General features: G+C 72.8%; 16 protein-coding genes and 1 pseudogene. 9 read left to right on the top strand and 8 right to left on the bottom strand.

What is annotated here, in order from left to right; all coding sequences use genetic code 11:
• The first annotated feature begins 347 nt into the window (after nt 1-347).
• The 3 genes from GFH48_RS03525 to GFH48_RS03535 all read left to right on the top strand — a co-directional run bounded on the left by GFH48_RS03525 (nt 348) and on the right by GFH48_RS03535 (nt 2,824).
• On the top strand, nt 348-1,376 hold the full coding sequence (locus tag GFH48_RS03525; protein ID WP_153286833.1) for an LLM class flavin-dependent oxidoreductase: 1,029 nt from the start codon (nt 348-350) through the stop codon (nt 1,374-1,376).
• A gap of 1 nt (nt 1,377) precedes the next feature.
• Complete coding sequence (locus GFH48_RS03530) at nt 1,378-2,184, top strand: alpha/beta hydrolase (protein ID WP_153286834.1); 807 nt, start codon at nt 1,378-1,380, stop codon at nt 2,182-2,184.
• Between the two features lie 124 nt (nt 2,185-2,308).
• Nucleotides 2,309-2,824, top strand: coding sequence for a flavin reductase family protein (locus GFH48_RS03535; RefSeq protein WP_153286835.1), 516 nt, complete (start codon nt 2,309-2,311; stop codon nt 2,822-2,824).
• A gap of 60 nt (nt 2,825-2,884) precedes the next feature.
• Here the strand turns inward: GFH48_RS03535 and GFH48_RS03540 are convergent, their stop codons facing one another.
• Nucleotides 2,885-3,628: an SDR family NAD(P)-dependent oxidoreductase gene (locus GFH48_RS03540; protein WP_153286836.1), complete on the bottom strand. Its 744-nt coding sequence runs from the start codon at nt 3,626-3,628 to the stop codon at nt 2,885-2,887.
• Nucleotides 3,629-4,182: 554 nt separating this feature from the next.
• On the opposite strand from GFH48_RS03540, the gene GFH48_RS03545 reads away from it, so the two are divergent.
• Entirely contained in the window at nt 4,183-5,115 is a 933-nt protein-coding gene (locus GFH48_RS03545) for a Ppx/GppA phosphatase family protein (RefSeq protein ID WP_153286837.1), read from the top strand.
• 346 nt (nt 5,116-5,461) lie between these two features.
• Nucleotides 5,462-7,756, top strand: coding sequence for an FUSC family protein (locus tag GFH48_RS03550; RefSeq protein ID WP_228120330.1), 2,295 nt, complete (start codon nt 5,462-5,464; stop codon nt 7,754-7,756).
• A gap of 319 nt (nt 7,757-8,075) precedes the next feature.
• Here GFH48_RS03550 and GFH48_RS03555 read toward each other — a convergent pair whose 3' ends face one another.
• A complete protein-coding gene (locus tag GFH48_RS03555; RefSeq protein WP_153286838.1) occupies nt 8,076-8,693 on the bottom strand; it encodes a TetR/AcrR family transcriptional regulator in 618 nt (205 codons plus the stop codon).
• A 178-nt stretch (nt 8,694-8,871) separates the two neighbouring features.
• Between GFH48_RS03555 and GFH48_RS03560 the strand changes: the two genes are divergently transcribed.
• On the top strand, nt 8,872-9,453 hold the full coding sequence (locus tag GFH48_RS03560) for an ester cyclase (RefSeq protein ID WP_153286839.1): 582 nt from the start codon (nt 8,872-8,874) through the stop codon (nt 9,451-9,453).
• Nucleotides 9,454-9,616: 163 nt separating this feature from the next.
• Here GFH48_RS03560 and GFH48_RS03565 read toward each other — a convergent pair whose 3' ends face one another.
• Nucleotides 9,617-10,540, bottom strand: a complete 924-nt coding sequence (locus GFH48_RS03565; RefSeq protein ID WP_153286840.1) for an alpha/beta hydrolase — start codon at nt 10,538-10,540, stop codon at nt 9,617-9,619.
• 184 nt (nt 10,541-10,724) lie between these two features.
• Here GFH48_RS03565 and GFH48_RS03570 point away from each other — a divergent pair, with 184 nt between their 5' ends.
• Both GFH48_RS03570 and GFH48_RS03575 read left to right on the top strand, forming a co-directional pair.
• The gene (locus tag GFH48_RS03570; RefSeq protein WP_153286841.1) at nt 10,725-11,597 is read left to right on the top strand and encodes a helix-turn-helix domain-containing protein; all 873 of its coding nucleotides are present in this window, start codon (nt 10,725-10,727) and stop codon (nt 11,595-11,597) included.
• A 132-nt stretch (nt 11,598-11,729) separates the two neighbouring features.
• Entirely contained in the window at nt 11,730-12,056 is a 327-nt protein-coding gene (locus GFH48_RS03575; protein ID WP_153286842.1) for an antibiotic biosynthesis monooxygenase family protein, read from the top strand.
• A gap of 156 nt (nt 12,057-12,212) precedes the next feature.
• On the opposite strand, the gene glpK is transcribed toward GFH48_RS03575, so the two are convergent.
• Both glpK and GFH48_RS03585 read right to left on the bottom strand, forming a co-directional pair.
• Nucleotides 12,213-13,724, bottom strand: a complete 1,512-nt coding sequence (gene glpK, locus GFH48_RS03580; protein WP_153286843.1) for a glycerol kinase GlpK — start codon at nt 13,722-13,724, stop codon at nt 12,213-12,215.
• A gap of 41 nt (nt 13,725-13,765) precedes the next feature.
• Nucleotides 13,766-14,533, bottom strand: coding sequence for an IclR family transcriptional regulator (locus tag GFH48_RS03585; RefSeq protein WP_153286844.1), 768 nt, complete (start codon nt 14,531-14,533; stop codon nt 13,766-13,768).
• A 199-nt stretch (nt 14,534-14,732) separates the two neighbouring features.
• Here GFH48_RS03585 and GFH48_RS03590 point away from each other — a divergent pair, with 199 nt between their 5' ends.
• Nucleotides 14,733-15,173 carry an ATP-binding protein gene (locus GFH48_RS03590; RefSeq protein WP_153286845.1) on the top strand — a complete coding sequence of 147 codons (441 nt, stop codon included), beginning with the start codon at nt 14,733-14,735 and terminating at the stop codon, nt 15,171-15,173.
• A gap of 604 nt (nt 15,174-15,777) precedes the next feature.
• Here the strand turns inward: GFH48_RS03590 and GFH48_RS03595 are convergent.
• The 3 genes and pseudogenes from GFH48_RS03595 to GFH48_RS03605 all read right to left on the bottom strand — a co-directional run.
• Nucleotides 15,778-16,944: pseudogene (locus GFH48_RS03595) on the bottom strand (PP2C family protein-serine/threonine phosphatase); the annotation flags it as partial.
• A gap of 100 nt (nt 16,945-17,044) precedes the next feature.
• Nucleotides 17,045-17,803: an IclR family transcriptional regulator gene (locus GFH48_RS03600; protein ID WP_153286846.1), complete on the bottom strand. Its 759-nt coding sequence runs from the start codon at nt 17,801-17,803 to the stop codon at nt 17,045-17,047.
• 117 nt (nt 17,804-17,920) lie between these two features.
• Entirely contained in the window at nt 17,921-18,331 is a 411-nt protein-coding gene (locus GFH48_RS03605) for a Fur family transcriptional regulator (protein WP_153286847.1), read from the bottom strand.
• Between the last annotated feature and the right edge of the window lie 209 nt (nt 18,332-18,540).

The raw sequence follows: 18,540 nt of genomic DNA on the forward strand, positions 1-18,540 counted from the left end.
CGCGGCGTCGAGCATGCCTCCGCGCGCAGACGGTGGCACCAACGCCGCCGTTCACCGCGATCCACCCGGCCGGCCCCGAGACCCGCCCGGTCCACGGCACCGGCCATGTCCGCGTACCCCCCGACCAGCGTGTCCCCGGGCGCCGTACGGAACGCGCCGACGTGGGTACGGGCGCGGCCCTCGACCGCGTACCGGGCGGCGCCCGCGACGGGACCGCGGCGACCGGTCCCGTCACGGCGGGCACGGCGGCCGGCCGGAGAACGGTCCCGGTCACCTCGGCATCCGTCCCCCTCACCCGCCACCGGCGAACGAACGACACGGCCCGATCCCTGAAAGGCGAACACTCCATGACCCCAGCGACACCGCGCTTCCGACTCGGTTTCCTCACCCACGTCCAGGGCCGCGGCGACGACCCGGCCCGGACGTACCGCGACGCGCAGGAGCTCTTCGTCGTCGCCGACGAACTCGGCTTCGACACCGGCTGGGTCGCCCAGCATCATGTGCCGGCCGGCGGTGGCGGCCTCTCCTCGCCGTGGACGTTCCTCGCGCACGCCGCCGCGCGCACCACCCGGATCCGGCTCGGCACCGCCATCACCGTCCTCCCCCTGGAGGACCCGGTCCGGCTCGCCGAGGACATCGCCGTCGTCGACACCCTCAGCGGCGGGCGGGTCGAGATCGGCGTGGGCAGCGGCTACAGCGACACGGAGTACGCCGCGTTCGGCCAGGACATCACCCGCAAGCGCGAGTTGACCAGCGAGAAGCTGAGCGTGCTGCGCCGGGCGCTGAGCGGCGAGGAGGTCCGCGCACCCGGTTTCCGCGTCCAGCCGGCGCCCGGCGACTTCACGGACCGGATCTGGCAGGGGGTCTTCAGCGGCCCCGGCGCCCGGCACGCCGCCGCCGGCGGGGCGAACCTCCTGCTGAACCGCGCCGCGTACGGCTTCGACGCCCCCACCGACGAGGTGCAGCGCCCCTGGGCGGACGCGTTCCTCGACGCCTGGGACCGGCCGCGCCGTCCACGCGTCGGGCTGTCCCGGTTCGTGTTCCCCGCGAAGGACAGGCGCACGGCTCTTCGGCAGATCGGCGACGACGTCCACCGGGCCGCCCTCCGCCTCGGGGAGAGCGGTGCCTTCCCGAAGGACCTGGACGTGGACGGGGCGCTGCGCCGCTTCCACTCGTTCTACGGCCATCCCGACGAGATCACCGCCGCGCTCCGCGAGGAGCGGGTGCTGCCGGTCGTGACCGACCTGATCACCCAGTTCAACCCCGCCGTTCCCGACCACGACGCCGCGATCCGTGCCCTTGAGCTCATCGCGACCGAAGTGGCGCCCGCCCTGGGCTGGAAGCCGGCGACCGTGCCCGACCTCGCAGGAGCGTGAGATGACCCAGTACACCGACCACTACGGTCCCGAAGGCCTCCGGACCCGCGGCACGGTCGTCGTGGTGCCCGGCCGGGGTGAGAGCCGGGCCGCCTACGCCCGGTTCGGCAGGCGGCTCGCGGCCGACGCCTACCGAGTCCGCGTCGTCGACACCCCGCGGATCGACGCCGGCGACCTGAGCGGCTCGCTGGCGCGGTTCGGCGCCGGGCTCGCCGCGGCCGTGGAGGACGCCGCGGCCGAGGACGGGGTGGTCCGACCTGTCGTCCTCGTCGGAGCCGACAGCGGCGCGGCCGCCGTCGCCGCGCTCCTCGGCCGGGAGGAGCCGTCCGTCGTCCCGTTCCCGGAGGCCGTCGTCCTCGCGGGTCTGCCGGGACGCGGCGCCGGCGACGGCGCCCCGGTGCGGAACGGCGTCGCAGGGGGTGCGGGGGGAGCGTCGTGGGACGACGAACTCGATGTCCGGACCTTCTGCCCGGCCCACCGAGGAGTCCTCACCGAGGACTCCGGGACACAGCGCGGGGCGCTCGGCATCGCGGTGCCGGACGCGCTCCTCGACGCGGCCCACCACGGCGCCATCGCCGTCCCCACGCTCATCCTCGTCGGCGACGCCGATCCGCTCGCGGACCGCGACGCTCTCGCCCGTACCGCGAAGTCCCTGTCGCACTCCCGTCTGGCGGTGGTCCGTGACGCCCACCACGACGTCCTCAACGACCTGCAGCACCGCTCGGTGGCGGCCGAGGTCGTCACGTTCCTGGAGACGGTCCGCGACGCACTGGTGCCCGTCGTCGCGGTGGAGTCGAGCACGTGGTGACGGCCGGCTCCGCCGGTGACCGCCACCGGTGGCCCGCCACCACGACCCCACGCCGTGCCGCGCGGCCCGGCCACCTCATCGGGCGGCCCGGTTCCGCCACCCCGACCCGCCGAGAGGAAACGACATGACCGCCCCTGCGCACCACGACGCGCCTCCGTCGCCGGTGACTCCCGACAGCGCGGACCTTCTCCGCGACACGCTGCGCCGGCACGCGGCCGGGGTCACGGTGATCACCTTCCCGGGCCCCGCCGGCTTCACCGCCACCTCGTTCACCTCCGTCTCGCTGCGCCCGGCCCTGGTGTCGTTCTACGTCGGCGTCGACGCCTCCAGCGCCCCCGCCGCTCGCCGCGCGGAACGGTTCGCGGTCCATGTGCTCGGCGCGGCCGACGCCGGTCTGGCGAGCCGGTTCGCCCGCAGCGGTGTGGACCGTTTCGCCGGTGTGCCGTGGCGGGCCCAGGCGGACGGTCTGCCCGTGCTCGACGGTGTCACCGCGTGGCTCTCCGCCCGGATCACGCTCCGTCAGACCGTCGGCGACCACCTGCTGGTCGTCGGCGAGATCGACGCGGGCGCGACCGCCGCGGAGACCTCGGCACTCGTGCACCACAACGGATCGTTCGCCTCGGCGCACCCCCTGGCATGACCTCCGTCCCGGCGGCTTTCCCGCGGGTGGCCGGCGCCCGTGCCGCCGGCCACCCGCGGGTCAGGCCGCGAATCCGCCGTCCACGGCGATGGTGGCACCGGTGACGTACCGGCCCGCGTCGCCCGCGAGGTGGGACACGGTCGCGGCGACGTCCGACGGCTGCCCGTAGTGCCCGAGCGCGGTGAGACCCTTCTGTGTGTCGGCGCCCGGACCGTCGGAGGGGTTCATGTCCGTCTCCGTCGGGCCGGGGTGGACCAGGTTGGCGGTGATGCCCCGCGGGCCCAGCTCGCGGGCCAGTGATCTGGTGAGGCCGACCAGCGCGGTCTTGCTCGTGGCGTACAGGGATCCGCCGGGAAAGGCGACCCGCTCGGCCATGCAACTGCCGATGTTGATGATCCGGCCGCCCCCGGTCATGTACCGGACCGCCGCCTGGGACGCGACGAACGGCGCCCGCACGTTGACGTGCAGGACCCGGTCGATGTCCTCCAGCGACAGGTCCTCGACGGGCCCCAGCACCCCGATCCCCGCGTTGTTGACCACGATGTCGAGCCGTCCGAACTCCGCGGCGACCCGGTCCACCGCCTCGCGCACCGCCGCCGGGTCCGCACCGTCGGCCCGGACGGCCCCGGCCCGGCGGCCCATGGCCCTGATCCGGTCGGCCACCTCCGCCGCGCGGTCCGCGCTGTCCCGGTAGGTCAGGGCGACATCGGCGCCGTCCTCGGCCAGCCTGAGCGCCACGGCCTCACCGATACCCCGGCTCCCGCCCGTCACGATGGCCACCTTGCCTGCAAGCGTCCCCGTCATGTCCTCACTCAACTCCGTTTCACGTCGGCTGACTTGTCGATGCTCTCCCGCCGACTCCGAGGAGTCCGGCGGCATTCCGACGTCGTGCTCGGGGCATCACAAGGACGTACGGCACCACCGCGTGGAGTTCAGGTCCCCGCCAGGGGGCGTGCCTCCCCGCGCGCGCTCCTCGTCGACGGGCGTCACGACGCCGGCCGCCGCCTGGGCGGGCGTCGCCTCGGCGGGCGTCATCGCTCGGCGAACCGGGGCCGCCGTGGCTGCGTCAGGAGCTGTGACCATGCCCGACGACGTACGCCCGGGGGCCCCGCACGGTCGGCGGTCTGCCCGGCACCACGTCCTCACCGGGTCGACCACCCCCTCCGTCCGGACCGGGTCGGCGGGTACGCACGCGGGTCGGAGGGGGTGTGCCCGATCATGGAAAACACCGGCAGTGAGAAGATGGCCCGGTGGTGCCCGTATCCGCGTGGCGCCGCCCACCGCTGTCCCGCCCGGTCACAGCCGCCGGGAAGCGGTCCGGCCCGGGGGGAGAACGCATGATGGGGGAAGGCAGGCGTATGCGGCAGGCAGGGGTCCTCGACGTGGGGTGCCACAGCGCGCTGCTGACGGTGGCGCGGCGACCGAAGGGCGGGACGCTGGAACCCGTGCTGTCCCGGAAGGTGCGGCTGCGGCTGCACCAGAGCCTGGGCCCCGACGGGCGGCTGCGCGAGTCGGGGGTCAGGAGTGTGCAGCGCGCGGTGACGGAGGCCGCGTCGGCGGACCCCCAGCAGCGGCTGCCCGAGGTCTTCGCGTTCGCCACGTCCGTCATCCGGGACGCGCCCAACCGCGACGAGGTCATCGACCGGGTGGCCCACGCCACCGGCATCCGCCTGCGGGTGCTGCCCGGCGAGGAGGAGGCACGGCTGGCGTACGCGGCGGCCCGCAGATGGGCGGCGCCCACGGGCGGCCCCCTGCTCGTCCTGGACATCGGCGGCGGCACCCTGGAGATCGCCTCCGGTACCGCGGCCCAGCCCCGTACCGTGCTGTCGCTGCCGCTGGGAGCCCGGACCGTCACCCGTGAGTGGCTTCCCGGCGGCACCGCGCCCTCCAAGCGCCGGCTGGCCGAGCTGCGACGGCATCTGCGGGACTCCCTGAGCACGCTCCCCGACCTGCCGCAGGCGGAGCCGGGCGGACAGGTGCTGGCGTGTTCCAAGACCTTCACCCAGCTGTCCCGGCTCGCCGCCGCCGGGAAGAACCGGCCGCCCCGTACGCCGCAGCGCCTGACACTGCCCGCGCTGCGGACGACGGTTCCGCTGCTGGCCGCCTCGACCCCGAAGCGACGGGGCCGGCTGCCCGGCATCTCCCCGCACCGCGCCGAGCAGTCGCTGGCCGGGGCCCTGATCGCCGAGGCCCTCATGGAGACCTGTGGGGTCGAAAGCGTCACCATCTGCCCCTGGTCCACCCGGGAGGGACTGCTCCTGGAACGCCTCGGGGGCGCCCGCACCGACTGACGCGGGGCTGTGGGCGCCCTCGCCCGGTGAGGAGCCGAGCGGCGACGCCGGAGCGTGGCCGGCTGTCGCGGCTCCGCGCGGACCGCGGTCGTCGCGGACGCCCGCATCCACCCGCGACGGTGCCGATCACGCCCGTGCACCGCCGGGCCGGTCCTGCTCGGTGTGCCCGTTCGCCGTGGTCCTCGCCTTCGTCCCTGTCTTCGCCCTCGTCCGCCCCTCCGCGCTCGCCCTCGCCGCCGCCTCCGTCGCTGCTTTCGCCCTCGCCTCCGCCTCCGCGTGGCGTTCCGCCCGGGACAGCCGTCAGACTTGCTGAGGCGGACTGCCTCGGCGACGGGAGGTGCGGCGCGTGCGAAGACCGGGCCGTGTCACCCTCGGGCGCGCCACGCTCTGGCTGCGGACCCACGATCCCGGGCTGGCGGCCACCCGTCGCGCCGCTCGCACCGCGATCGTGATGCCCGCCCTCTTCGCCCTGTGCGGCCAGGTGATCGGCTCGCCCGTGACGGCGACCTTCGCGGCGTTCGGTGCGTTCTCGATGCTCCTGCTCGTGGACTTCACCGGGCCCATGGTGCAGCGGCTCCAGGCGCACGCGGGGCTCGCGGTGTCCTGGGCCGTCCTCATCTGCCTGGGCACGCTGGTCGCCCACCGGATCTGGCTCGCGGTCGCCGTCATGATGGTGATCGGCTTCCTGGTGCTCTTCGCGGGCGCCATCAGCTCGGTCCTCGCGGGCGCGTCCACCGCATTGCTGCTGGCCTTCGTCCTCCCCGTGACCTCGCCCGCCCCGCTGTCCCAGCTCCCCGACCGGCTCGCCGGTGCGGGGCTGGCCGCGGCCGCGGCCATGCTCGCCGTCTCCCTGCTGTGGCCCCGGCCCACCGCGGACCCGCTCAGCGCGCCCGCGGCGCGGGTCTGCCGCGCCGCGGCGGAGCAGCTGCGGGCCGACGCGTCCTGGCTGGCCGGCGACCCGGACACACCGAGCACCACCCGGTGCAGGATCACCGCCCATCTGGCTGCCGGCGCCGCCGCCGACCTCCGCGGCGTCTTCGACACCACGCCCTACCGGCCCACCGGTCTGTCCACCGGTTCACGTGCCATCGTCCGTCTGGTCGACGAGCTGACCTGGCTCAGCGGCATCCTCGCCGACAGCGCGCCCCCTCTCGCCGAGCGCCCGGCGTGCGACGCCGACGCCCACGCGGTACGGCGGGCCGCCGCACGTGTCCTGGACAAGGCGGCCGATCTGCTCGACGCCCCGATGAACTCCCCGGACGCGCTGCGCGCCGCCTCGGACGACCTGGTGGCGGCCATGGCCGCCATGGAGCGCGACGCCACCGGCAGGCTGAGCGGGCACCACGCGGGAACGGCGACACCGTCCCAGGTCCATCCGGTCATCGGCATGCTGGATCTGTCGTTCCGCGCGCAGGAGCTGGGGTTCGCGACGCTGCAGATCGCGAACAACGTGGATCTGGCCGCGTCGGCGGAGCGGCGCAGCTGGCACGACCGGCTGCTCGGCCGCGAGCCCGGCACCCTCACCGAACCGCTGGTCTCGGCGCGCGACCGGGCCGCCACGCACCTCCGGCCGCAGTCCGTCTGGCTGCACAACAGTGTCCGGGGCGCGCTCGGCCTCGGCATCGCGGTCGCCCTCGCCAACCTGACCAGCCTCCAGCACTCGTTCTGGATCCTGCTGGGCACCCTGTCGGTGCTGCGCTCGAACGCCCTCAACACCGGCCAGAACGCGATGCGCGCCGTGCTGGGCACCCTCGCGGGTTCGGTCATCGGAGCCGGGTTGCTGCAGCTCATCGGCCACCACAGCACCGTGCTGTGGGTCCTGCTGCCTCTCGCCGTGCTCATCGCCGGCATCGCCCCCGCCGCGATCTCCTTCGCGGCGGGCCAGGCCGCCTTCACCGTCACCGTCGTCGTCCTGTTCAACATCGGCCAGAACCCCGACTGGCACATCGTCCTGCTGCGCATCCAGGACGTCGCCGTCGGCTGCGGCGTGAGCGTGCTGATGGCCCTGTTCCTCTGGCCACGCGGCGCCACGGCCGCCGTCGACCGCGCTCTCGCCGAGGCGTACACCGACAGCGCCCGCTATCTGGCCGGAACGGTGGCGTACGCCGTGGGCCGGTGCGGGTCCGGCCCGGCGCCCACGGCCGGCCCTCCCCTGGACGAAGGCCGTGCGGCGGCCGCCTCCGCGCGGCGGCTCGACGACGCGTTCCGCAGCTACCTCGCCGAACGCGGCGCCAAACCGGTACCCCTCGCCGACATGACGACCCTGGTCACCGGCATCGTAGGGCTGCGCCTCGCCGGGGACGCCGTCCTGGAACTCTGGCAACGCGCCGACGACGGGGACGCGGGTACCGACCGGGCCGAGGCGCGCCTCGTGATCCTGGGCGCCGCCGGCCATGTGGCGGGCTGGTACGGGGATCTGGCCGCCGCGCTGGGCCGGGCCGCTCCCGTCCCGGAGCCGCTCCCCCGCGACCCCACGGCCGAGGGGCGGCTCGTCGAGTCCCTGCGCCCCGACCTGGCCGACGAACGGGGGCGGCCCAGCGCGACGGCCGTCCGCATCATCTGGACCGCCGACCACCTCGATGTCGCCCGCCGGCTCCAACCGAACCTGGCGGCCGCGGCGGGCCCGCACCGTACGTCCTGACCGACGGTCCGGGTTGAACCGCCCCACCGCGTGGTCGCCCACGCCGGGACCCTGTCCCCGCGCCCGGCAAGCGGCGGACACCGCTCGTACGGTGGCGGGGACAGGCGAGTCGAGCGTCTCGGACGGTCGGGTGGACGGGGGCGGGCCCCGGGCCGTCGGAGGCGAGGGCGTTCACCGGCGGCAGTCCCCGGGACGTCGAAACCGTCAAGGCATTCACCGGGGCCCCCTCGCGGGCCGCCCAGGATCAGCGCGGCGCCCCGCGTCACGCGACGCGTCCGTGCCACTGACGATCCGTCACCACCGCACGTACGCAGGCCACTCAGCCCGGGCAGAGGGTGGCGACCGCGGTACGGCGCAGCGCGTCCTCGGCCCGGTCCCAGGGCCAGCCGTTCTCGACCACCAGCGTGCGCCAGCCGGTGGGGCCGAACCAGAACCACAGCAGATCCGCCGTCTCGTCCACCGGGCCGGGAGGCGGCGGGCTCAGGGTGTGCAGGTGGCGGGCGGCGGCGCGCAGCGCGAGCCGGTAGTCGGCGGTGGCGCGCTCCCACAGCGCCTCACCGTTCTCGTGGACGGGCAGCGCCTTGCGGATCGCCTCGTGCACCGTGAACTGCTCCTCGTTGCCGAGGCGCGTACCGCGCGCCAGCGCCTCCAGCACCGCCTCGGGTGTCCGCAGGGCGAGCACCTGCCGCATGGCCTGCTCGTAACCGGAGTCGGCCACGCCCCGGTCGACGATCCGGTCCAGGATGTCGCTCTTGCTGCCGACACTCGCGAAGACGGTCTTCGCGGCGACACCGGCCGCGGTCGCGATGTCCGCGACGGTCACCCGCCCGTAGCCACGTCCGGCGAACAGTTCGGCGGCGCGCCGCAGGATCAGCGCGCGGGTCCGCGCGGCGGCCTGCTCCCGCAGTGGAGAGACATAGGGGCGTTTGGAGGGCATTCGGACATCCTAGTCAGGGTCAGGACACGGTTTCCCTATTCATTAGGTCCCCTGTAACCTCAATATTCGCTCGGCGGACACACCCGGCGCGGACCGCGCGCCGCCTCCGGCCCCGGGCCGACTGACGTCGCCGCACAGATCGCACAGCCGGTGAGAACCGGCGAAAGGTACGGACGCAATGGGCATGGACACCACGGGCCTGGCCCGCGGGCTCTTCCGCATCCTCGAGACCGGGGACCCGGCACTGGCCGCCGAGGTGGTGGGCGAGGACTTCCACAACCGCGAGGCGGCGGTGGCACCCCCCGCCTGCTCGATCCCCGGACCGGCGGGGGTCCTCGCCTCCAGCGCGTGGATGCGGTCGGCCTTCAGTGACCTGCGTTTCCCCGTGATCGGCACCGCCGGGAACGACGAGCAGGTCTGGGTACGGCTGCGTATGCGGGGCCGCCACACGGGCGCGTTCGTCCGTTTCCGCGACGGTGCCCTCGACCAGGCGATACCTCCCACCGGACGCGAGATCAACTTCGAACAGATCCACGTGCTCGACCTGCGGGACGGCAAGGTGGTCGGACACGAGGCGGTACGGGACGACATCACCATGCTCGGACAGCTCGGCGTCTTCCCGCCGGCCCCGGCCACCGCCCTGCGCATGGTCGGCTGGAAGGTGACCGGGCGCGCCGCACGCGCGGCCGCCGACGTCACGGCACGGGCGGCAGAGGCAGCGGCGGCCCGGCAGCCGGAAGAGCCGGCCGGGAGCCGCTGAGCCGGACACGTCCTGAGCGACGGCGTCCGCCGGAGTTCTCCACCGGCCTCGGCCGAACGGCGCGAGAGAAGGAGAACGGGTCGGGCCCGCCCCGGGGGGACCGGGCCCGACCCGCCGCGCGTCATCGTCCGCCGTCGTCCAGGGCACCGGCTCAGACGGACGCTCAGACGGACGCCAGGTGCTCCTTGAAGAAGCTCGCCAGCTTCGCCACGGCGGTCGGCACATACGCGTCCTTGTCGTACAGGTCGATGTGCGTGGCGCCCTCCACCCAGAAGAGCTCCTTCGGCTCCCGCGCCTTCTCGACGGCCTCACGGCTGAAGTAGGCGGTGTCCGCCTCGGTTCCGGCGATCATCAGGAGCGGTCGTGGCGCGATGAGATGGACGAGGTCGAACGAGGAGTACTGCGCCATCTGGTCCACGCTGCGGAACAGATACCGGTTGGCCGAGTTCGGGTGCCGGGCGCGCGAAGTACGGTAGTAGTCGGTTCCCTCCCTGTACAGCGTGGGCGCGCCCTCGGCCTCTTGGGGCGTCTCGGGCACCACGGGGTCGTACCGGAGGACGCCGTCCGCCGCTTCGGCGGTACGGGCCCGGGCCGAGGCCTCCAGCATGCCGGCGAGCACTTGGGGGTCCTGCCCGCCGCCCAGCCCCTCGCGGAAGAGGGCGCCGATGTCCGCGGCGCTGACGGTGGCCACCGCCCTGATCCGGTGGTCGGTCGTCGCCGCGAAGGGTACGTATCCGCCGGAGGCGCAGATGCCCAGCGCGCCGATACGTTCCGGGTCGACCTGCTCGCACGTGCTCAGGTAGGTCACGGCGCTCCTGATGTCCTCCGCCCGCGCGAACGGGTTCTCCAGGCCCCGCGGCTCTCCCTCGCTGTCGCCCTGGTGGGCGGTGTCGAAGGCCAGCGCGACGAAGCCCTCCGCGGCCAGCTTCTCCGCGTACAGACCGGCCGTCTGCTCCTTCACCCCGCCGAAGGGATGCGAGGTGACCACGGCGGGCCGGCGGTCCCCCTCGGTGTGATCCTCGGGGAGGAAGAGGTTCCCCGCGAGGGAAAGTCCGTTGCTCTTGAATGTCACGGAAACAGACTGCATACCGATCTCTCTCCTTGTTCTCCGACGCCTGGCGCTATACCGGCGTCACGTTCCACTGATTTCCGTCGTCCACACTCACACCGCGAGCGGGGAGGAACAAGGGTGAGGTATTTCCGGGGAATTCCCCTTCCTGGGTAGAATTCTTCCCCCTCACAGAACGCCGGTCGCCTGCGACACTGAACCCATGGGTAGAGCAGACGCACAGCGCAACGAGCTCGGCGAGTTCCTCAAGGCCCGGCGCGCCGAGCTCACCCCCGGCCAGGTGGGCCTCCCGGACTCCGGAGCCCCACGGCGGGTGCCGGGGCTGCGCCGGGAGGAGGTGGCCCAGCTGGCGGCGATCAGCGCCGACTACTACACCCGTCTGGAGCAGGGCCGTTTCCAGGCGTCGGCACCCGTACTGACCGCGCTGGCGCGGGCCCTGCGGCTCGACGAGGACCAGACCGCCTACGTTCGCGGGCTCGTCGCCGAGCGAAAGGGTCGGGCCCCGCGACAGGCTCCCCAGCCGGTCCGCCCGCAGCTGCAGCGCGTGCTGGACCAGCTCACCGACGCCCCGGCCATGGTCCTCGGACGCCATATGGACATTCTGGCCTGGAATTCACTCGCCGCCGCCCTCATCACGGATTTCACCGCTCTGCCACGACAGGAACGGAATTACCTGCGACTTGCATTCGTCGATCCCGACGTCCGCCGCCTCTTCACCGACTGGGAGACGACGGCCCGTACCTGTGTGGCCTACCTCAGAATGGACGCCGCGCATCATCCGGACGACCCCCGACTGGCCGCCCTCGTCGGCGAACTCTCGGTCAAGGACCCGGACTTCCGGAAATGGTGGGCCGCGCACGACGTGGCGCACAAGACGTGCGGCACCAAGACACTGGACCACCCCGTCGTAGGAGCCCTCACCGTCGACTGGGAGATGCTCGGCTGCACCACCGACCCCGACCAGCAGCTCATGGTCATGACCGCGGCCGCCGGATCCGACTCCCAGGAGGCACTCCACTTCCTCGCGTCCTGGTCGGGGCCCGCGCCGTCCCGTCGACAGAACCAGACGAGCTGACGGGCCGCCCGCCCCTCACCTCCCAGAGCCGCCGCCGCGCCCGCCCGGACACCGAACGGCCTCAAGCCACACCCACACCGACACCGAGGCGGCGACGGCGAGGCCCGTTCCGGGATGCGGCAGGATGAGGTCATGAGCGTAGTCAAGATCAACGTACTGACCGTCCCCGCCGAGCAGCGCGAGACGCTGGAGAAGCGCTTCGCCTCCCGGGCTCACGCCGTGGAGAACTCCGACGGCTTCGAGTGGTTCGAACTCCTCCGCCCGGTCGAGGGCACCGAAAGCTACCTCGTCTACACCCGCTGGCGCGACGAGGCGTCCTTCCAGGCCTGGATGGAGGGCCCCATGAAGGCGGCCCACCAGGGCGCGGGCGAGAGCGGTGAGCGCCCCAGGCCCGCCGCCGCCGGGTCCACGCTGTGGTCCTTCGACGTCGTGCAGCAGGCGGCGCCGAAGACCGCGTAGCAGGACCCCGGCACCCGGCACCGCAGCCGGTCGTTGACTCAGTGCCTCGGAAACACAGTGCCTCGGAAGCACAGCGACTCGGTGACTCGGCAAGTGACACGGGCCGGCGGCCGGCGGGTTCCGCGCCGGCCGCCGGTGGCGTCCGTCCGGCCTCCGTCAAGTCGACCCCGGTGGTTTGATCCACCCCAGCGACCGCTCGACGGCCCGCTGCCAGTTGTCGTACTCCGCGTCACGGCGCTCGGGGTCCATGTCCGGCAGCCACTGGCCCGCCCGGTGCCAGTTGCGGCGCAGGATCTCCAGGTCCGGCCAGTACTCGGCGGCCAGGCCCGCGGCGTAGGCGGCGCCGAGCGAGACCGTCTCGGCCACCATGGGCCGCACCACGGGCACGTCGAGCACGTCGGCCACGAACTGCATGAGCAGGTTGTCCGCGGTCATACCGCCGTCGACCTTGAGCTGCTTCAGGGCCACCGAGGAGTCGGCGTTCATGGCGTCGACGACCTCCCGCGTCTGCCAGCCGGTGGCCTCCAGGACGGCCCGCGCCAGATGCCCCCTGGTGATGTACGAGGTGAGACCGACGATGACCCCGCGCGCGTCGCTGCGCCAGCGGGGTGCGAACAGACCGGAGAAGGCGGGGACGATGTAGCACCCGCCGTTGTCCTCGACCGTCCGCGCGAGGGTCTCGATCTCGGGCGCGCTGCTGATCAGTCCCAGTCGGTCACGGAACCACTGGACCAGTGAGCCGGTGACCGCGATCGAACCCTCCAGCGCGTAGACCGGAGGCTCGTCCCCGATCTTGTAGGCCACGGTCGTGAGGAGTCCGTGCCGCGACCGCACGACGTCGGTTCCGGTGTTGAGCAGCAGGAAGCTGCCCGTTCCGTAGGTGCACTTCGCCTCGCCCGGCGAGAAACAGGTCTGGCCGAACAGGGCGGCCTGCTGGTCACCGAGAGCGGCCGTGATACGGACGCCGGGGAGCAGTGAGCGGGCCTCGCCGTAGTTCTCCGCGGAGGACCGGATCTCCGGGAGCATGGGGCGCGGAACCCCGAAGAACGCCAGCAGCTCGTCGTCCCACTCCAGCGTGCGGATGTTCATCAGCATGGTGCGGCTGGCGTTCGTCGCGTCCGTCATGTGCAGGCCGCCGTCCACGCCTCCGGTGAGGTTCCAGATCAGCCAGCTCTCCATCGTGCCGAACAGCACCTCACCGTCCTCGGCGCGCCGTTCCAGCCCGTTGACATGGTCGAACAGCCAGCGGATCCGCAGCGCGGAGAAGTAGGTCGAGGGGGGCAGACCGCAGCGCTCGAGGAAGAAGTCGTCTCCGGGGTCGCTTCTGAGGTCGTCGACGAGCGGCGCGGTACGGGTGTCCTGCCAGACGATCGCCCTGCCCACCGGGACGCCCGTCCGCCGGTCCCAGACCACCGTCGTCTCCCGCTGGTTCGCGAGACCGATGGCGGCCACCTCCGCCGCGACACCCTCGTCGGACAGCGCCTCCGGGACGATGCGCCGCAGGTTGCGCCAGATCTCGACGGCGTCGTGCTCGACCCAGCCGGGGCGGGGGAAGTGCTGCTGGTGCTCGCGCTGGGCGACCGACACCAACCGCCCGTGGTGGTCGAACAGGATGCATCGGGTGGAGTTGGTGCCCTGGTCGATGGACATTACGTACCGTTCAACCATGATCGGGTTCTGCCTTCCGATGTGTCGGTCAGGCGGTGGTGTCACCAGCGAGCTGCCCCCAGCTCCCTGGAGACGGCCCGTGCGGCCTCCCGGAGAAGGGTGACCAGCCTCGGCCGGGGACGGCCGTGACCGTCGCAGATCCTCTCGACCGGGCCGGACAGGCCGATCGCGCCGACCACGAGTCCGCCGTGCCCCCGGATCGGCGACGCGATGCCCGCCTCACCCATGCTCATCTCCTGGACCTCGGAGCCCCAGCCCAGGTCCCGGATCTCGGCCAGTGCCCGGGTGAGCCTCTCCGGGGTGACCAGGGTGTGCCGGGTGTACGCCTCGAGACCGGCTTCCAGGACCGGTTCGACGGTCACCGCTCCGAAGGCCAGCAGCACCTTGCCGAGCGAGGAGGCGTGCAGCGGCAGCAGCGCGCCCACGTCCAGGGTCTGGAGCGTGTCGTCCGGCCGGAACACGTGGTGGACGACGAGCACCATGCCTTCCAGGGGCGTGCCCAGGCGGACCGACTCCCCGCTGCGGGCGGCCAGCGCGTCGGCCCAGTTGATGGAGCGCGACCTCAGCTCGTTGATGTCGAGGTAACTGGTGCCGAGGTGCAGCAGAGCGGCTCCGAGCTGGTACTTCCCGGTCTCCGCGTCCTGTTCCACGAAGTCCACGTGCTGGAGTGTGCGCAGGATGCCGTGGGCGGTGCCCTTGGCCAGCCCGAGCGAGGCCGCCACCTCGCCCAGCCCTAGTCGGCGAGGCTCACCGGCGAGCAGACGCAAGATCGCAGCCGCCCGTTCGATGGACTGGACTGGGCCGGCCATGATCCGAGCCTATTACCGCTGTGGAGGGTCCGCTTGACGTGCCGGGGAGACGGTTCGGAGCCGCACCGGATCGGGCGTTCGGTAATGCCGACCGCCGTTCATTGACCCACCTCATTTCGGTCCTTAACGTGCGATGAGGCCCGGCAACGCGCTGAGGTTCCGGCCACCGGCCGACAGCGCTCACCCCGGAGGAGAAGAGATGGCGCTACAGCTCAACACGGGGCTTCGGGATACAAGGCTTCGAGAGGCAGTCGAGTACGTCTTCCCGCTGCCGCCCGTCGCCGGGGCCGTCTCGGCCGTCCGCCGACGCGCGGGCACGGTCCTCACCGACTGGAGCGTCTGTCCGGGGATCTTCGAGGACGCGCTGCTGGTGGTCTCGGAACTCCTCACCAACGCGATCGTGCACGCCCTCCCCCCGGCGGAGCTGCGGCTGTCCTGGATCCGGGAGGCCGGACTCGACACCCTGCGCGTCGAGGTCACCGACGCGGGACCCGCGCGCGCCGCGGGGCAGGACCTCGAGGGGATCGACCCCGACGAGCACGGCCGCGGCGAGGAGATCGTCAAGGCCCTGGCGACCCGGTACGGGATCCGGTTCCACCCCGGTGGAGTGACCCGGTGGGCCGATCTCGTCGCGGAGTGAACAGGAGCGGGCGTACGTGAGAGCGCGCGGCCCGGGGCCCGCGCCCATGGATTACCCGTGACCGGCCTCCGACGACGGTGTCGCGCCTCCGACCCGGCGGCTCGATCGACGGTTCCGCCGACGGCGTAGCGCCCCTCGGCCGACGACTCCGCCGACGGCGTCACCACCGCCCTCAGCCGACGGCCCCGCCCACCGCGCACCCGTCACCCGACACCTTCACGCACTTCACGCACTTCACGCACAGGGGAAGGATCGCGCCCGGCGTCACACGGCCGCGCGGTCGGAACGGTCAGAAACGGTTCGAGCCCACACCCGTGGGACGGCGGACCACCAGATCCGAAGCACCCCGATCCGACACCCGCGCGCCCGACACGGCCGGACCGATCGCGGCCGGACCGGACGTGCGGTTCACGCCCGGCGCGAGCTGAGCGGGCGCGGCCGAAGCCGGGGCCGCCTGAGCCGGCGCGGCGGAAACGGACGCGGTCGAAGCCGGGGACGTCGCGGCAGAGGTGGACGCGGTCCGAGCGGTCACGGCCGAGGCGGAAGAGGCCGAGGCGGAGGAGGCCGAGGCGGAGGTGGCCGAGGCGGAGGTGGCCGGATCCGGCGCGGCCCGCCCGGCGGTCACCGTCCGGGAAGCGGCCGGCTTGCGCAGCAGGAGCAGCGCGGCGTCATCGTGCAGTCGGCCGCCCACGTACGTCAGCAGCTCGTCGTGGAGCGCGTCGAGGGTGCGCGCGGGCTCGTCGGACACGTGACGCGCCAGCCCTTCGGCCAGCGGATAGAACTCACGATCGTGGTTGCGGGCCTCGGTGACCCCGTCGGTGTAGAGCAGCAGCTGATCCCCGTCGGCGAAGGGCAGCACCTGGAGACTGGGGACCTCGCCCGACAGGGCGCGCAGCCCGAGGGGCGGGGCGGGGTGGGTGGGTTCCACCGGTACGACGTCACCGGACGCCCGTACCAGCAGCGGAGGAGCGTGCCCGCAGTTGACGACCTCCAGATGCCCCGCCCGCCCGTATCCCGCGACCACCGCGGTGACGAAGTCGTCGCCGCCGAGGTTGCGCGCCAGGCTCCGCTCGATCCTGGCGACGACGTCGAGCAGATCAGGCTCGTCGTAGGCGGCCTCGCGGAAGACACCGAGCACGAGCGCGGCGGTTCCCACGGCCGGCAGTCCCTTGCCGCGCACGTCGCCGACGATCAGCCTGACGCCGTACGGGGTGGACACCAGGGCGTAGAGGTCTCCGCCGATCCGGGCCTCCGCCGCGGCGGCGCTGTAGCGGACCGCGACCCGGAAGGGGCCGACGGTCTCCGGTATCGGTGTGAGCAGCGCGTGCTGCGCGGCCTCCGCGACCGAACGGACGGCGGCGAGCACCCGCTCGCGCCGTCCCCGCAGCGAGCTGGCCAGGGCACTCGCCAGGGTGACGGCCGCCAGCGCGGACAGTACGGCCGCCAGTTCGCTGGAGGGCACACCGTCCCTGATGCCGAGCCGCACGCCCAGTACGGCCGCGAGGACACCTGTGCAGAGCACTCCGCGCGGCCCGTTCGTCGTGGCGGCCAGCGCGGGAGCGGCCGCGAGCAGGGACAGCCAGATCATGCCGGCTCCGCCGACGAGGTCGACCAGCACGATGAGGGAGACGAAAAGCAGGGGCAGTACGGGTACTCCGGCGGCGAGCTGGGCGGTGGCGCGCCGCTGGGCGAATGCCCTGAGGGGCGCGACCCGCTCCCTGATCGGCCTCGACGGCCTGTGGGTGTCGGCATCGTCTCGGGCCTGACTCATGTTTCGTCCGCAGTCCTCACCTGTATGCCGGATCGCATTCCCGGTATGTCCGTTTCATCCAGGAAACGCGTTCCGCTCGGGCCCCACAAGGACACGGATTTCAGATAGTGAGAGAGAGGCTCCTGCTGATGCGGTTTGCGGTCGGGAGGAGCCGTGCGGCGACGTCCCCGAGCCGGGAGACGCGCTCCGCGGGCAGCGAGACGCCGAGCGAGCCCAGGGTGTCCCCGCAGTACACGGGCACGGCGACACAGACCGTGCCGAGGGCGTACTCCTCCAGGTCCGTGACGGCCGGAGCCACGGGTGAGGAGTCGATCCGCCGCAGCAGCTCCGAGGAGCTGGTCACGGTCCGCGGGGTGAGGTCGGCGAGGGAGTGCCGGGAGAGGTAGTCGTTGCGGCCGGCGTCGTCCAGTTCCCGCAGCACGGACTTGCCGAGGGCGGTGGCGTGCCCGGCGTCCTCGAATCCCACCCAGAGGTCGACCCGGGGCGCCCGGGGACCGTCGACGATCTCCGCGACCCGGATCTCGCCCTCCTCGTAGAAGGTGAGGTAGGCGGGGGTCGCGAGCTCGTCCCGCAGTGCGGCGAGCGTGGGCCGGATCCGGCTCAGCAGCGTCTGGCCACGAGCGGTGCTGTGCAGTGCCTGGAGCTTGTCACCGAGGATGAAGCCGCCGTCTTCGAGCTTCCGCAGGTATCCGTCGTGCACCAGCGTCCGCAGCAGGTGGTACGCCGTGGCCAGCGGCAGACCGGTCGCCCGCGCCAGCTGCTTCGCCGGAGCGCCGTTCTCGTGCGCGCTCACGGCCTCCAGCAGGCGGAAGGCTCTCTGCACGGACGCGATGAGCGTGGGGCCGTCCTGAGCACCCATACGTCAAGCGTGCGCCGAGTGCGCGGCGCGGGCAACACACCCGCCCGTTCGCGGCCCCGACGACGCGGCGCGGCGCCACGGGCCGTCACCGCGCCCCCGTGGATCACGGGAGAGCTCTCAGGCGCAGGAAGGGCAGAGCCCGCGGTACGTGACCTCGACCTCGGACACCTGGAAGCCGAACCGCTCCACCGCCGGGAGGTCGGCCAGCGGGTCGCCGGTCGGGTGGACGTCCCGGATGGTGCCGCAGTGGGAGCACACCAGGTGCTGGTGGGCGTGGTGGGCGTTGGGGTCGTAGCGCTTGGCGCGGCCGTCCGTCGAGACCTCTATGACCTCACCGAGGGAGACCATCTCGCCCAGGGTGTTGTAGACGGTCGCCCGGGAGATCTCGGGCAGCCGCCGCGCGGCACGGGCGTGCACCTCGTCGGCCGTGAAGTGGACGTGGTCGCCGTCGAGGACCTCCGCGACGACACGCCGCTGGGAGGTCATCCGCCAGCCGCGCGCTCGCAGTCGTTCCAGCAGGTCACTCATATCGGTTCACCTATTCAGGTTCGGCGGGATACCCGAATTTTACCAGTGAACGTCCGGGCTCCTATTGGATACGGGTTTGGCGCGCTTCTTGACTAAGACTCTGTCCATCGTAGGATCGGTTCTGGCGCTGGCCAAGGGACAGGAAGACTCCGGAACGGCATGAGACTGAGAAGTGACGGGACCACCGCCGTGAAGCCGCGCGGTGCCGG

Source organism: Streptomyces fagopyri (assembly GCF_009498275.1).
In the GTDB taxonomy this organism is placed as follows: Bacteria; Actinomycetota; Actinomycetes; order Streptomycetales; family Streptomycetaceae; genus Streptomyces; species Streptomyces fagopyri.

Bases quoted from the DNA above. Each gene is read 5' to 3' on its own strand.
- GFH48_RS03525 (WP_153286833.1), top strand. From the start codon at position 348: ATGACCCCAGCGACACCGCGCTTCCGACTCGGTTTCCTCACCCACGTC.
- GFH48_RS03530 (WP_153286834.1), top strand. From the start codon at position 1,378: ATGACCCAGTACACCGACCACTACGGTCCCGAAGGCCTCCGGACCCGC.
- GFH48_RS03535 (WP_153286835.1), top strand. From the start codon at position 2,309: ATGACCGCCCCTGCGCACCACGACGCGCCTCCGTCGCCGGTGACTCCC.
- GFH48_RS03540 (WP_153286836.1), bottom strand. From the start codon at position 3,628: ATGACGGGGACGCTTGCAGGCAAGGTGGCCATCGTGACGGGCGGGAGC.
- GFH48_RS03545 (WP_153286837.1), top strand. From the start codon at position 4,183: ATGCGGCAGGCAGGGGTCCTCGACGTGGGGTGCCACAGCGCGCTGCTG.
- GFH48_RS03555 (WP_153286838.1), bottom strand. From the start codon at position 8,693: ATGCCCTCCAAACGCCCCTATGTCTCTCCACTGCGGGAGCAGGCCGCC.
- GFH48_RS03560 (WP_153286839.1), top strand. From the start codon at position 8,872: ATGGGCATGGACACCACGGGCCTGGCCCGCGGGCTCTTCCGCATCCTC.
- GFH48_RS03565 (WP_153286840.1), bottom strand. From the start codon at position 10,540: ATGCAGTCTGTTTCCGTGACATTCAAGAGCAACGGACTTTCCCTCGCG.
- GFH48_RS03570 (WP_153286841.1), top strand. From the start codon at position 10,725: ATGGGTAGAGCAGACGCACAGCGCAACGAGCTCGGCGAGTTCCTCAAG.
- GFH48_RS03575 (WP_153286842.1), top strand. From the start codon at position 11,730: ATGAGCGTAGTCAAGATCAACGTACTGACCGTCCCCGCCGAGCAGCGC.
- glpK (WP_153286843.1), bottom strand. From the start codon at position 13,724: ATGGTTGAACGGTACGTAATGTCCATCGACCAGGGCACCAACTCCACC.
- GFH48_RS03585 (WP_153286844.1), bottom strand. From the start codon at position 14,533: ATGGCCGGCCCAGTCCAGTCCATCGAACGGGCGGCTGCGATCTTGCGT.
- GFH48_RS03590 (WP_153286845.1), top strand. From the start codon at position 14,733: ATGGCGCTACAGCTCAACACGGGGCTTCGGGATACAAGGCTTCGAGAG.
- GFH48_RS03600 (WP_153286846.1), bottom strand. From the start codon at position 17,803: ATGGGTGCTCAGGACGGCCCCACGCTCATCGCGTCCGTGCAGAGAGCC.
- GFH48_RS03605 (WP_153286847.1), bottom strand. From the start codon at position 18,331: ATGAGTGACCTGCTGGAACGACTGCGAGCGCGCGGCTGGCGGATGACC.